Genomic DNA, 13,283 nt, shown 5'->3' with positions numbered 1-13,283 from the left:
CGCCCGGCGCCGCTGCGGCGTGCGCGGCGGGGTGGACCCGACGTGCTCCCGTACGGGTCCGGGCGCGGATCGGTTCAATCGATCCACTGTGAAATGGAGCACCCTTTCCCCTTCAACCTTGACAGCGGACCACCCGTACTACCCGGTGAACTGCCAAGAATGAGGAGGGCACGTGGCACACCTGAAGCGGACGACCGTCATCGTCGCGAGCGCGATGGTCGCACTAACGGCCTGCGCTCCCGCGGGTTACGACGGGGCGAACTCGAGCGCGGCCGAGCCGGTCGCCGTCGCCGCGGCCGAACCCACCCCGGCGGCCGAACCGGAGGCCTCCGCGACCGCGGAAGCCCCCACCACCGAGCAGGCGCCGCCGGCGGACGTCCGGCTCACCGACCAACTGGTCGGCAAGAAGGTGCCCCGAATGGGCAACGTCGTGATGGACCAGGACGGCTGGATCCTCTACCGCTTCGACAAGGACTCCGCCGACCCGCCGTCGTCGAACTGCGTGGACAAGTGCGCCCAGGTCTGGCCGCCCGCGCTGACCGACGGCAACCCGCAGCTCCAGGGCGTCTCCGACGACAAGGTCGGCACGGTCACGCGGCAGGACGGCACCCGGCAGATCACCATCGGCGGCTGGCCGGTCTACCGCTACATCGGCGACAAGAAGCCGGGCCAGTGGAAGGGCCAGGGCGTCGGCGGCACCTGGTTCGTGGTCGACCCGAACGGCAAGAAGAACCTGACCTGCCTGCCCACCGGCACGCCGAAGGCGGTCGCCCCGCCCGCGTCGGGTGACTCGGGCAGCTCTGACGGCGGCAGCTCGGGGTACTCGTACTGATCCCGCACCGCACGGACACGGTGGCCGGTCGCAGCCGGGGAGGGCGCGGCCGGCCACCGTCGTGAACCTGGACGCCGGCGCCGGCAGCGCTGGTCCGCAGACCGGTAGTCTGAGGAACCACCGGCGGCGACGACACGGGATGTCCAGGCGACAGCACCACGCCGTCGACATCCGGGAGAGGGGCGGCGTGGCGGCGATGCGGAGTACGATCTCCTTGCCGATCGCGCTCCTGCTGACCGGCTCCCTCCTCGGCGCGGCGGGCGCGGCAGCGGCCGTGCGCTGGTCCGTGGACGACCGGGGCGCGACCGTGGCGCGCGCGTCCCCAGCGCCCCCACCGATCCCGCTCACGGTGCTCACCTGGAACGTCTGCTCCAAGGCTGAGTGGCGGTGTCCCGCCGGTGGCCACCACCGGCAGCTCGCCGCCGCCATCGGCGAGGCGGCGTGGGCCCGGTCGGCCGACGTGCTGCTGCTTCAGGAGGTGTGCGCCGACCTGCTGCCCACGCTCGAGAGCAGCCTCGGCGCCGGCTGGACGCTGTACTTCCGCCAGGCCACGACGGCGTCGGTCAGGCGCGGCACCGGGGTGACCAGGCCGGCCACCTGCGGAGAGAACGGGGGCCGGTACGGCCAGGCGGTGGCCGTACGGACATCCCGCGCGGGGGTCGACCCCGGTGTGTCGCCCGTCGGAGGGTCATGGCTCGTCCAGCTCCCGTCGCCCGCGCCCAAGGGCAGGAAGTGGGTGGAGCAACGGTTGGCGGTCTGCGTCCGATTGCGCTCGCCCCGGCTCCAGGTCTGCGGCACGCACCTGTCGACGTCGGAACAGGATCCCGGTGGCGAGATCCGCGCCGCGCAGGCGGCGAGGCTCGCCGCCGAGGTTCGCAAGGGCCGGGAGCTGGGCTATTCCACCATCGTCGGCGGCGACTTCAACACCCCGCCGGCAACGACCGTGACGGGTGGCCGTCAGCTCATCCTGCAGCCGCTCTACGACGAGGGCGTCGACTGCGACGCGGGGAGGACGCAGGCCACGTTCGGCGCCGCCAAGATCGACTACATCTTGTCCGGGCCAGGGATCGAGCCACTCGGCTGCCAGGCGATACCGACGCGGCTCTCCGACCACCGGATGCTGGCGGCGCACTACCGCCTGCACTCGGAGCCGACCGGCGCCTGACGGTCGAGGGCCGGCCCCAACGGTGAGCGACGCGCCGCCCGGGTGGCTATCGAGGCGCGTCGGCCCCTTCCCTGCCCGGCGACGGCATCGGCACCGACGCCCAGGCGACGTTCGGGGCAGAGACTGGTTCGCTGGCTGCGGCCCCGGCTCCGAGAGCTCTGTCGTAGCGGGTGAACGAGGTGGTCAACAACCACAGCTTGTAGATGAGGGCGAACTCGAAGGCCAGCAGCAGGGCACCGGCAACCACAGAGACGGCGAGGACGGCACCGGCCAGTGGACCGATGATGAAGACCGCCATCTGAAACTCGATGCCGCTCACCAGATGCGCCCGAACCCGCGCGCGAACAAGCAGGTCGCGGAGGCCGGTGAACACGGTGAAACGCGAGCGGAACTCCCGCTCAATCACCAACTCGGGGCGCGTGTGGATGGCCACCACGCTCGGATCGACGTTTTCCAGCGTCACGTCGGCGTAGTCCGGAGCGAACACCGCCGTCAGATCCGGCGACGCTTCGATCTTCTCCGCCAGGGCCCGACGCATCTCGGTCTTGACCTTCGACAGATGCAGCGCGTTCAGGTACCGGAACATGTCGAGAAAGACGATGCCGCCGCCGACCACCAGGAAGATCGGCTCCCCCGTGGCCTGGTACTGGCCACCCATGAGCGCGACCGTGCAGACGAGCACCCGGACCCGGTCGAGGATGTAGTCCAGCCAGGCGCCGAAGAGGCTGCCGTTGCCATTGAGCCGGGCCACCTTGCCGTCCATGCAGTCGACCACGAAGCTCAGGTGGAAGATCACTGCGCCGACGATCAACCACTGCGGGGTAGCCGCGGCAAAGGCCGCGGCGGCACCGAGGCCGAGCAGGAGAGCGGTGACGGTCAGTCGATTGGGCGTCACCGAGGGGTAGCGAGCAACGAGCCAGACCAGCCGCGAGGCGAGCGGGTCGACGAGAAAGACCGTCCACCAGGAGTCGCGGTCCTTGTAGGTGCGGGCCTGCACCTCCGCCACTGTCAAGCCGCCAGCCATGTCGCCCCGTTTCCTCGCCCCACACCAGAAATTCGGCAGGAGTTTACCCCAGGGACCGCCGCCGCCCGGGCCGCCGAATGTACCGAACCTGTCACTTACCGTTTGAGCGGGTGAACCCCGAGCGCCCACCGACGAACATCACGGAAGTTGAGGTCGCACAGCGTACGTGGGCAGGCGACCGGGTCGCGTCCGACCCTCCGCCGGACAACCGACCTGACCGGGGGATTTGCTGCCCGTTCATTGGGTGTTAGCGTTCCGGCCGTCGGGGGCATGGGCACCGTGCGTCAACTCACGGTCATCCACTGTGGTGGTCTTCGCCTAGGCACCGAACAGGTGTATCGGTAATCGCAACGCCACCGCGCGCGACGGCGGTGGTCAAACGGGGAGTACGGCGCGATGGATGTTCCAAGGCAGGCTGGGCGGACGAGGGTGGAGGCCCTCCGCGGGGCGTGGGGCAGCGTTCATCCCGCCAGCGGCGTGGGGGTGAACCAGTGAGCTCCGGCGCCCTGCTCAGTGTGGTCGTACCCGCCCATGACGTCGAGTCGTTCCTGCCGGAGTGCCTGAACTCGATCGCCGGTCAGACCTACCGCAATCTGGAGGTGATCGTCATCGACGACGGGTCGACGGACCGCACCGCGGAGATCGCCGCCGACTTCGCGGCCCGAGACCCCAGATTCCGGCTCATCAGGCAGGCCGAGGGAGGGCCGGGCCAGGCCCGCAACACCGGCATCCGCGCGGCCACCGGGGTCTACCTCGCCTTCGTGGACGGCGACGACCTGCTTCCGCCGTACGCCTACACCCTGGCGATCGCCTGCCTGGAACGCACCGGATCCGATTTCGTCTGCGGTGACGTACGCCAGTTCACCTCCCGCGGCGCCACCCGATCCCCGATGCACGCCAAGATCTTCCCCGAGACGAAACTGCGTACCCACGTCTCCAAGCACCGGCCGCTGCTGAAGGACCGCACCGTCTGGAACAAGGTCTTCCGCCGCCGCTTCTGGGACGAGCACGGTCTCGTCTTCCCGGAGGGGGTGGTCTTCGAGGACGTGCCGGTCGCGGTGCTGGCGCACGCCATGGCGACGACGGTCGACGTGCTCAACGTCCCTGTCTACTACTGGCGCCGACGGGAAACGGGGGAAGCCTCGATCACGCAGCGGACGACGGACTGGGCGACGGTCTCCGACCGGCTGACGGCCGTCGACCGGGTGAGCCGGTTCCTGGCCGAACACCGTCAGCAGGGCCTGAAACGGGCCTATGACGCCAACGCGCTGGTCGACGACCTCGCCCTGGTCCTGCGCGCGCTTCCCGATGCGGATGACGACTTCCGGGCGGCGTTCCTCGACCGCGCGAACGACTTTCTCGACCGTGTCGACCCCCGGGTGTTGGCGGACCTGCCGGCGAAGTACCGGGTGCAGTGGCATCTGGGGCGGCAGCGCAGGACGCGGGAGCTGATCGAGGTGGCGCTCGCCACGCGCGGCGGTATGCCGGTGCCGACGACGATGCGGGGACTGCGCCGCTACGCGGCACTGCCCCTGCTCGACGACCCCGAGGCGGGCGTGCCCCGGGAGCTGTACCGGCTGGGCGATCCACCGGTGCAGAGCAAGGTCCACGACATTTCCTGGCGGGACGGCGGGATCGTGCTCCGGGGCCATGCCTTCGTGGACGGCGTCCCCTCGGCGCATCCGTGGAGTTCCGTCCGGCTGCTCTGGCTGCGAGAGAAGAAGACCCGCCGCGCCATCATGCTTCCGGTGCGCCCGCGCCGGTGTCCCGATGCGACAACCGAGTCCAAGCAGGGCGACTGCAGCTACGAATGGTCCGGTTTCGAGACCGTGCTGGACCCGGCGGCCCTGAAGAAGGACGGCAAATGGGTCGAGGGCGTGTGGCGACTGGCGGTGGGTGTCGTCGGCCGTACCGGCCCGCGGAAGAGCCTGGTCAAACTGGGCGTCGATCCCAACTCCGTCTCGTTTCCGCCGCGGTACGTCGACGACGGCGTCCGAATCGTCCCGGTGGCCCGCAGCCAGGAAGTCTCTTTGCGGGTCGAGACGGTGCGGGCGCGGGTCACCAACTGCGTCATGACCGACGAGACCTTGGAGATCAGGGGTGAAATCAACGGTCCGTCACCCGTCGCGGGTCGGATACGCCTGAGCCGGGCACCCGGGGTGCCCGAGCACTGGGTGCCGGCGACCTTCGGGGAACAGTCCGGCTCGTGGACGTCCTTCCGGGCGGTCGTACCCCTGGCCATCCTCTTTCCCGATCCGACGACGCGGGCCTGGGCACCGCCGCCGGGTGCGGCGATGGACCGCTGGCGGATCGAGATCGCGCTCTACAGCGGCGGCAAGAAGGTCGTGCACCTCATCGCGGACGAGAACCTGACCCAGGCACGGAACCGCTACCGCGGACGGGACGTCTACATCCGGTCCAGCGGTGCCGGGTACGTGTGGCTGTGCGCCCGCTCAGCCGCTCCGATCGTCACCGAGGCGAGGTGGACCGATGACGGTCTGCTCCTCCTGCGGGGCGACCACGACGGACGGCTGGGCGAGCCGCGGATCACGCTTCGACTGCGGGGCGCCGGCGAGCGCAGGTCAATCGCGGTGACCACGGAGGGGGACACCTGGCGGGCGGTTCTCGCGCCGAGGTCGCTGGAGTTGTTCGGCGGCACCGTCGAGCTTCGGCCGGGCGTCTGGGACGCGCTGTGCGAGGTCGGATCGGACGGATCACTCGCACTCACGAACCTGACCTTCGCCGAGGCGGTGCTGCGGCAACTGCCGGCGAAGACCGAGATCCACGGTCGTGCCTTCGCGCTCGAAGGCACCGGAGCCGAGAGCGCCGCGCTGAACGCCGGCTCCATGTTGCGGCCCGACGAGCAGGGCGCCTTCTACCGCAAGCGGCTCCGCGAACGGTACCGCGCCATGCGCTCCCGTCCCCGCCGCGACGCGGTCCTCTTCGACAGCTTCAGCGGGCGCCAGTACTCCGACAGCCCCCGTGCGGTGCACGAGGAGATGATCGCGCGTGGCGTGGGCCCGGCAGAGCATCTCTGGGTGGTCCGGGATGGCCAGGTCAGCCTTCCCCCGACGGCCCGCGCCGTTCGCCACGGCGGGACCGAGTGGTATGAGGCGCTGGCGTCCTGCCGCTACATCGTCACCAACACTCACCTGCCCGACTGGTTCCAGCGGGCACCCGGACAGACCGTGGCGCAGTTGTGGCACGGAACGCCGTTGAAGCGGATCGGTTTCGACGTCACGGAGGTCCGGCACGCGGACCGCAGCTACCTGAGCCGGGTGGAGAAGGAGGTGCCGCACTGGAGCTTCCTCGTCTCGCCCAATCGGTTCAGCACGCCCATCCTCAGCCGGGCGTTCCGCTACCAGGGTGAGATCCTCGAGGCCGGCTACCCACGTAACGACGTGCTCTACCTGTCCCGGGAAGCGGTGGCGGAGAAGGTGCGGCAGCGCCTCGGGCTGCCGGCCGGCAAGAAGGTAGTGCTCTACGCACCCACCTGGCGCGACGACGAGTTCCACGGAATGGGTCGCTACAAGCTCAGCCTCCATCTCGACCTCGAGGACGCGCGCCGGAAGCTGGGGGACGATCACGTCCTGCTCATCCGCCGGCACCCCAACGTGGTCGACGAGATCCCGAACGTCGGTGACGGGTTCGTGTGGGACGTGTCCCGGTACCCAGACGTTGCCGACCTGCTCGCCCTGGCCGACATCCTCATCACCGACTACTCGTCGTTGATGTTCGACTTCGCCAACACCGGGCGGCCGATGCTGTTCTTCACGTACGACCTCGAGCATTATCGGGACCGGCTACGCGGCTTCTACTTCGACTTCGAGGCGGAAGCCCCCGGACCGCTCCTCGCCACCTCGGCAGAGGTGATTGACGCGGTCCGGTTCACCCAGTTCGAGGAGTACCGGTACCGGGAGCGCTACGGGGCCTTCGTCCGCCGCTTCTGCGACCTCGACGACGGAAAGGCGACCTCCCGGGTCATCGAACGACTCCTGAACTGACCGCCCATCGGGCCGGAATCCGGCGGTGCACCCGGCGTGGCAGAGTGGCGGGGTGACCCTCCCCGCCGCGAGCCGGACGCTGCACCCGCCGGCCGGCTACCGACTGACCGCCTCGGTGCGGGCGCTCACCTTCAGCCCGTACGACCCGTGCGCCCGGATCGCCGCCGGCACCTTCTGGTGGGCCACCCGCACCCCGGACGGACCGGCCACCCTCACGCTGCGGCCGACCGCCGGCGAGCTGGTCGCCGAGGGGTACGGACCGGGCGCCGGCTGGGTGGTCGACCGGGCGGACGCGGTGGCCGGACTCCGCGACGACCTCACCGGCTTCGCCGACCTCGCCGCCGCGCACCCGGTGGTGGCCCGGCTCGCCGCCCAGCACGGCGGGCTGCGGATGCCCGCCACCGGCCAGGTCTTCCCCCGGCTGCTGCGGGCCGTCTTCGAGCAGAAGGTCACCGGCAAGGAGGCCTACCGGGCGTACGCGGCCACCGTGCGGCACTTCCGCGAGCCGGCGCCGGGGCCCCTGCAACCGCTGCTGCTGCCCCCGGAGCCGGCCGCGGTGGCCGCCACCCTGTACTGGGTCTTCCACCCGTTCGGGGTGGAACAGCGGCGGGCCGAGACGCTGCGCCGCGCGGCCGCCGCCGCCGACCGGCTGGAGCGCTGCGCGGACGCCGAGGAGGCCACCCGCCGGCTGACCGCGATCCCCGGCATCGGCCCGTGGACCGCCGCCGAGGTGGTGCGGATCGCGTACGGCGACCCGGACGCGGTCAGCGTCGGCGACTACCACATCCCGAACACGGTGGCCTGGGCCCTCGCGGGCGAGCCGCGCGGGGACGACGCCCGGATGCTGGCGCTGCTGGAGCCGTTCCGCGGCCATCGGGGGCGGGTCTGCCTGCTGCTGGAGGCAAACGGCGTGCACGCCCCGCGCTACGGCCCGCGCGCCCCGATCCGCTCCTTCGCCCGCTTCTGACCCCCGCCCTGGGGGCGGCGTCAGCCGTCGGCGCAGAGACGGCGCAGGGTGCGGCCCAGCCACCAGGCGTACCCGCGCTGGAAGGCCCGGCCGAGCGGCCCGGCGGCGCGCATGATCCACCGGTCCGGACGGCTGAAGGCGCGTACCTCGAACCAGACCGCGCCGGAGGAGTCCCGGGTGACCACGAAGGCCTCCTCACCGCGCGCCGGGTGCCCGGCCAGCGTGCCGTACCCGAAGCCGGCCCGCCGCTCGTCGTCGACGGCCCAGACCACCGCGCACGGCGCGGCGAGCCGCAGCGGCCCGACGCCCAGGCGGGAGACGACCCGGACCCCGGGGGCGGCCCGCGGCGCGTCCGCCTCGATCCGGATGCCGGCCGCCCGGTGCAGCCGCCAGCCGAGGACGGCCGCGCCGGCGGCGGTGAACGATTCCGCGGGCAGCCGGACCCGGTGCCGGACATGCCGCCAGCCGGGCGGCAGCGGACCCTCGCGGGTGGCGCCCACGTCCGGGTAGGTCAGCTCCGGCACGGTACGCACCCCCATCGTCGAGTCGGACGCCGACAGCGTACGACCGGCGCGGGTGGGCCAGCCGGCGCGGTCGCGGGCGGCTGTGGTGGGCTGGGTGGGTGACCGAGCAGGTGACCATCGCCCCGGCCGGCGTCGCGGACGCCGGCGAGATCCTCACCGTGCAGCGCGCCGCGTACCTGGTGGAGGCGCAGCGTTACGGCGACCCGTTCCTCCCGCCGCTGACCGAGACCCTCGACGAGGTGCGCGCCGTGCTGGCCGGCGCCGCGACGGTGCTGGTCGCCCGGGCCGGCCACCGGCTGGTCGGCTCGGTGCGGGCCGAGTTCGACCGCGGCACCGCGCACGTCGGCCGGCTCTCGGTGGCCCCGGACCAGCACGGCCGGGGCGTGGGCGGCCGGCTGCTCGCCGCGATCGAGACGGCCTGCGCGGGGCGGGCGGACCGGTGCGCCCTGTTCACCGGCGCGGACAGCGCGGAGAACCTGCGGCTGTACGACCGGCACGGCTACCGGATCGTGGCGCACCGGCCGGACCCGCACGGCATCCGGCTGGCCGTGCTGGAGAAGGCGTTGGTCAGCCCCGCGCGCAGCGACCGCTGAGCCGGTCGGCTCCGCCGGCTGCCGGCGGCGGGGGTCGCCGGGCGCCGGGGCTCAGGCGGCCTCGCGCAGGTCGGCCAGGCCGACCGGGGCGTGCCGGCGCAGCAACTCCTCCAGCTCGGCGACCGAGGAGACCTCGCCGACGACGTTCACGCCGCCGCCGAACTCCGGCCGGTAGCGGTGCGCCAACCGGTAGCGGTACCGCCCCCGGATCAGCTCCACGCTGACCCGCCAGCGCCCGCAACAGCCGCACACCCACTCCCGCACCCGGCGAAACTAGCTCTGACCTGCGGTTTCATCATCCGCACGCCGATGACGAACGGGCCCGAGCGGGGACACGCCGCCCCGCACCGGCGGTGATCTGCCTCACGGCTGTCGGCCCTGTCTGATTGACTGGTCGCCGTGGACCTGCCGATCAATCCCCCGGTCGAGCCGATGCTGGCCAAGAGCGTGCCCCAACTCCCCACCGCCCCCGGCATGACGTACGAGCCGAAGTGGGACGGGTTCCGCTGCATCATCTTCCGGGACGGTGACTCCGTCGAGCTGGCCAGCCGCGGTGGCAAGACGATGACCCGCTACTTCCCCGAGGTGGTCGAGCAGGCGCGGGCGCAGCTGCCGGAGCGGTGCGCGGTCGACGGCGAGCTGATCGTGATCCGCCGGGACGGCCCGGGCGGCCAGCCCCGGCTCGACTTCGAGCTGCTCGCCCAGCGCATCCATCCGGCGGCCTCCCGGGTCAAGCTGCTCGCCGAGACCACCCCGGCCGACTTCGTCGCCTTCGACCTGCTGGCCATCGACGACGAGGCCCTGCTCGACCAGCCCTACCCGCACCGCCGGGCCCGGCTGGAGCAGGCGCTGGCCAAGGTCCACCCGCCGGTGCACGTCACCCAGGTGACCACCGACCCCGAGACCGCCCGCCGCTGGTTCGACGTCTTCGAGGGCGCCGGGCTGGACGGCCTGATCGTCAAGCCGGCCGACCTGCCGTACGAGCCGGGCAAGCGGCTGATGTTCAAGGTCAAGCACGCCCGCACCGCGGACGCGGTGGTGGCTGGCTTCCGCTGGCACAAGTCCGGTCCGGTGGTCGGTTCGCTGCTGCTCGGCCTCTACGACGACGCGGGGGTGCTGCACCACATCGGGGTCAGCTCCTCGTTCACCGCGGCCCGCCGCAAGGAGCTGCTGACCGAGCTGGAGCCGTACCGGGACGTGGCCGGCGACCACCCGTGGGTGCACGGCGACCACGAGCGGGGCCAGCGCATTCCCGGAGGGGTGAGCCGGTGGACCGGCACGAAGAACCTCGAGTGGGAGCCGCTGCGCCCGGAGCTGGTGGTCGAGGTCGGCTACGACGCGATGGAGGGCGACCGGCTGCGGCACACCGCCCAGTTCGTCCGCTGGCGGCCCGACCGCGATCCCCGCTCCTGCCGCTACGACCAGCTGGAGCGCCCGGTCCGCTACGACGTGGACCAGGTGCTGCGCGGGGACCCGGCGGCGACCGTCGGCAGTGCCTCGGGCCCGGCGTAGCCTGGCCGTCGACCCGATCACGGAAGGCTCCCACGTGACCCGCTACTCCGACCGGATCCGCCGCGCCCGGCTCGCCCTGGGCGGGTTCGCCGCGGCGGTGGTGGTCACCGCCGGCTGCACGCTGCCGGCGTTCGCCCCGCGGACCGAGAGTCAGGGCGAAGCGGCCGCCCCGGGCAGCGCGGCGACCTGGCGGGCCTGCCCGGAGGTGCCGGACGAGCTGGTCGGCCGGGGCGCCTCGGGCATGCGTTACGAGTGCGCGCGGGTCCTGGTGCCGCGCAACTGGGGCAGCGGCGCCCCGACCGGCGCGACCGTCGGGCCGGGCACCGGGGAGAACTTCGAGATCGCCCTGCTGCGGATCCGGTCGAACAAGCAGCACGACCGGATCGGGTCGCTGGTGGTCAATCCGGGCGGCCCCGGCGCGTCCGGCGTGGACACCGCGGTCTACCTCTCCTTCGGCTCGGCGTTCGGCGGGCTGCCGGCCGCGGTGACCGACCGCTTCGACATCGTCGGCTTCGACCCGCGCGGGGTGGCGCGGTCCAGCCCGGTCAAGTGCATCCCCGACGCCGACCTGGACGCCAGCTTCGGCTACGACCCCGACCCGCAAAGCCAGGCGGCGTTCGACGGCTTCGTCGACCTCAACAAGCGGATCGGGCAGCGCTGCGGCGACCGGTACGGCGACCAGCTCCCGCTCTACGGCACCGAGCAGGCCGCGCGGGACATGGACGCGGTCCGCGCGGCGGTCGGCGACGAGAAGCTCACCTACCTCGGCTACTCGTACGGGACGCTGCTCGGCGCGACCTACGCCCAGCTCTACCCGGACCGGGTGCGGGCCCTGGTGCTCGACGGCGCGGTGGACCCGCAGCAGAAGCTGATCGCCGGGTCGGAGAGCCAGGCGAAGGGCTTCGAGCGGGCGTTCGGCAACTTCAACCGGTGGTGCGCCGCGAACGCCGGCCGCTGCCCGATCGCCCCGGACGCCCGGGGCGCGGTCACCGCCGCCATCGACAAGGCGAAGGTCTCCCCGGTCCGCGGCACCGACGGGCGGGAGGCCACCGCGGGCTGGGTCTTCTACGCGGTCATCTCCTCGCTCTACACCGAGTCGGGGTGGCAGGAGCTGGCCCGGGCGATCGACCAGCTCCAGGCCGGCGACCCGGCCGGGGTGTTCAAGCTCGCCGACGCGTACGCGGGCCGCGAGGACGACGGGCACTATTCCAACCTCTTCGACGCCAATCTGGCGGTGAACTGCGCCGACGAGACCGAGAAGCCCAGCCGGGAGCAGATCCGCCAGCTGCAGTCGCAGTGGCGGCAGAAGTACCCGCTCTTCGGTCCGGCGCTGGCCGTGGGCATGCTGGGCTGCGTGGAGTGGCCCGGCCAGCGGGACCCGTACCCGACCGGCAAGGCCGTGGGGGCGCCGCCGATCGTGGTGGTCGGGACCACCGGCGACCCGGCCACCCCGTACGAGCAGACCGCCGCGCTGGCCTCGATGCTCGGCGTCGGCCGGGTGCTGACCTGGGAGGGTGAGGGGCACACCGCGTACCCGCAGACCGCCTGCGTCACCACCGCCGTCGACGCCTACCTGATCTCGCTGACCGTTCCCAGAGAGGGGCTGCGCTGCCCGGCGCGTTGAGCGGCTCGCGGCGCTCCGGCTCGGGCACCTCGATGCCCTGCCGGGTGGCCAGCTCCTCCAGCAGCGCGCGCATCCGGCGCACGTCGGCCTTGAGCTCCTCCTGCTCGTCGTGTTCGAAGGCGTCGTCGTCGACGATCAGCCGGCTGGCGAAGTGCGCGGTGATCAGTGGGATGACCAGCAGCACCATGGTGGAGATGAGCAGCGCGGCGAGGACTCGCCCCTCGGTGGTGCTGGGCGAGATGTCGCCGTACCCGACGGTGGAGGCGGTGACCACCGCCCACCACACCGAGTCGGCGGCGCTCTTGCGCTCCGCGTGGCTGTAGAGCACCCCTGCCACCACGATCATCAGCAGGTACGACATGATCAGCGTCCGCGGCGAGTTGGCGAACCAGACGAGACCTCGGTAGATCCACCGGAACGGCAGCAGCAGGAGCTTCATGGCGCACATGCTGCCCGGTGCCGGCAACCCACGCCCGCACATCGGCCGGCGTCGCTGTGCCAGGCTGCCGGCATGACCGACGTGATCTTCCGGGACGCCGTCCGGGCCGACCTGCCCGCCGTCATCGCCCTGCTCGCCGACGACGTGCTGGGCAAGGCCCGCGACTTCACCGAGGTCGACGACGCGTACGAGAAGGCGTTCGCCGAGATCGACGCCGACCCGCGCAACCACCTGGTCGTCGCGGACGCCGGCGGCGAACTGCTCGGCTGCATGCAGATCACGTACATCCCGGGGCTGGGCCGGCACGGCGCGGAACGGTCGCTGATCGAGTCGGTGCGGGTGCGGTCGGACCTGCGCGGCCGGGGCCTCGGCCGGCAGATGATGACCTGGGCCATCGACCAGGCCCGGCAGCGCGGCTGCGCGCTGGTGCAGCTCACCACGGACAAGACCCGGGCGGACGCGCACCGCTTCTACCGCAACCTCGGTTTCGTGGCCAGCCACGAGGGGATGAAGCTGCCACTCTGACCGTTTCCCGTCCCGAGCGGTCAAGGGTGGTCGGCCGGCACCGGGCGGCCCGGGGGGTCGGCGCGGCAGTGGGG

The 13,283-nt window shown here is 72.1% G+C and carries 12 protein-coding genes; 8 read left to right on the top strand and 4 right to left on the bottom strand.

All coding sequences use genetic code 11. The features are described from left to right. Positions 1-172 precede the first annotated feature (172 nt). Positions 173-832: a hypothetical protein gene (locus tag DKT69_RS19570; RefSeq protein ID WP_109802971.1), complete on the top strand. Its 660-nt coding sequence runs from the start codon at positions 173-175 to the stop codon at positions 830-832. Between the two features lie 139 nt (positions 833-971). Continuing rightward, positions 972-1,997, top strand: a complete 1,026-nt coding sequence (locus DKT69_RS19565; RefSeq protein WP_109802970.1) for an endonuclease/exonuclease/phosphatase family protein — start codon at positions 972-974, stop codon at positions 1,995-1,997. A gap of 46 nt (positions 1,998-2,043) precedes the next feature. On the opposite strand, the gene DKT69_RS19560 is transcribed toward DKT69_RS19565, so the two are convergent. Then, positions 2,044-3,009, bottom strand: a complete 966-nt coding sequence (locus DKT69_RS19560; protein WP_109803004.1) for a CDP-alcohol phosphatidyltransferase family protein — start codon at positions 3,007-3,009, stop codon at positions 2,044-2,046. Positions 3,010-3,512: 503 nt separating this feature from the next. Between DKT69_RS19560 and DKT69_RS19555 the strand changes: the two genes are divergently transcribed. Together DKT69_RS19555 and DKT69_RS19550 are read left to right on the top strand one after the other, a co-directional pair. Then, positions 3,513-7,025, top strand: a complete 3,513-nt coding sequence (locus DKT69_RS19555; RefSeq protein WP_109802969.1) for a bifunctional glycosyltransferase/CDP-glycerol:glycerophosphate glycerophosphotransferase — start codon at positions 3,513-3,515, stop codon at positions 7,023-7,025. A gap of 52 nt (positions 7,026-7,077) precedes the next feature. Further along, the gene (locus DKT69_RS19550) at positions 7,078-7,992 is read left to right on the top strand and encodes a DNA-3-methyladenine glycosylase family protein (RefSeq protein WP_109803003.1); all 915 of its coding nucleotides are present in this window, start codon (positions 7,078-7,080) and stop codon (positions 7,990-7,992) included. A 20-nt stretch (positions 7,993-8,012) separates the two neighbouring features. Here the strand turns inward: DKT69_RS19550 and DKT69_RS19545 are convergent, their stop codons facing one another. After that, positions 8,013-8,516 (bottom strand): DUF1990 domain-containing protein, encoded by a 504-nt coding sequence (locus DKT69_RS19545; RefSeq protein WP_236648080.1) that lies wholly within the window; start codon positions 8,514-8,516, stop codon positions 8,013-8,015. Positions 8,517-8,614: 98 nt separating this feature from the next. Between DKT69_RS19545 and DKT69_RS19540 the strand changes: the two genes are divergently transcribed. After that, entirely contained in the window at positions 8,615-9,109 is a 495-nt protein-coding gene (locus DKT69_RS19540) for a GNAT family N-acetyltransferase (protein WP_109802967.1), read from the top strand. Between the two features lie 51 nt (positions 9,110-9,160). On the opposite strand, the gene DKT69_RS19535 is transcribed toward DKT69_RS19540, so the two are convergent. After that, positions 9,161-9,373 (bottom strand): hypothetical protein, encoded by a 213-nt coding sequence (locus DKT69_RS19535; RefSeq protein ID WP_109802966.1) that lies wholly within the window; start codon positions 9,371-9,373, stop codon positions 9,161-9,163. A gap of 135 nt (positions 9,374-9,508) precedes the next feature. Here DKT69_RS19535 and DKT69_RS19530 point away from each other — a divergent pair, with 135 nt between their 5' ends. Together DKT69_RS19530 and DKT69_RS19525 are read left to right on the top strand one after the other, a co-directional pair. Further along, the gene (locus DKT69_RS19530; protein WP_109802965.1) at positions 9,509-10,621 is read left to right on the top strand and encodes an ATP-dependent DNA ligase; all 1,113 of its coding nucleotides are present in this window, start codon (positions 9,509-9,511) and stop codon (positions 10,619-10,621) included. A 55-nt stretch (positions 10,622-10,676) separates the two neighbouring features. Further along, complete coding sequence (locus DKT69_RS19525) at positions 10,677-12,245, top strand: alpha/beta hydrolase (protein WP_236648100.1); 1,569 nt, start codon at positions 10,677-10,679, stop codon at positions 12,243-12,245. On the opposite strand, the gene DKT69_RS19520 is transcribed toward DKT69_RS19525, so the two are convergent. After that, positions 12,172-12,684: a potassium channel family protein gene (locus DKT69_RS19520; RefSeq protein WP_109802964.1), complete on the bottom strand. Its 513-nt coding sequence runs from the start codon at positions 12,682-12,684 to the stop codon at positions 12,172-12,174. The two genes, DKT69_RS19525 and DKT69_RS19520, sit on opposite strands and share 74 nt — an antisense overlap. 72 nt (positions 12,685-12,756) lie before the next feature. Here DKT69_RS19520 and DKT69_RS19515 point away from each other — a divergent pair, with 72 nt between their 5' ends. Next, complete coding sequence (locus DKT69_RS19515) at positions 12,757-13,209, top strand: GNAT family N-acetyltransferase (RefSeq protein WP_109802963.1); 453 nt, start codon at positions 12,757-12,759, stop codon at positions 13,207-13,209. Positions 13,210-13,283: the final 74 nt, after the last annotated feature.

This window comes from Micromonospora sicca (assembly GCF_003172935.1).
In the GTDB taxonomy this organism is placed as follows: Bacteria; Actinomycetota; Actinomycetes; order Mycobacteriales; family Micromonosporaceae; genus Micromonospora; species Micromonospora sicca.
The sequence above is the reverse complement of the archived record's forward strand: the minus strand, read 5'-3'. Positions and strand labels throughout refer to the sequence as shown.

Bases quoted from the DNA above. Each gene is read 5' to 3' on its own strand.
- DKT69_RS19520 (WP_109802964.1), bottom strand. From the start codon at position 12,684: ATGAAGCTCCTGCTGCTGCCGTTCCGGTGGATCTACCGAGGTCTCGTC.
- DKT69_RS19515 (WP_109802963.1), top strand. From the start codon at position 12,757: ATGACCGACGTGATCTTCCGGGACGCCGTCCGGGCCGACCTGCCCGCC.
- DKT69_RS19565 (WP_109802970.1), top strand. From the start codon at position 972: ATGTCCAGGCGACAGCACCACGCCGTCGACATCCGGGAGAGGGGCGGC.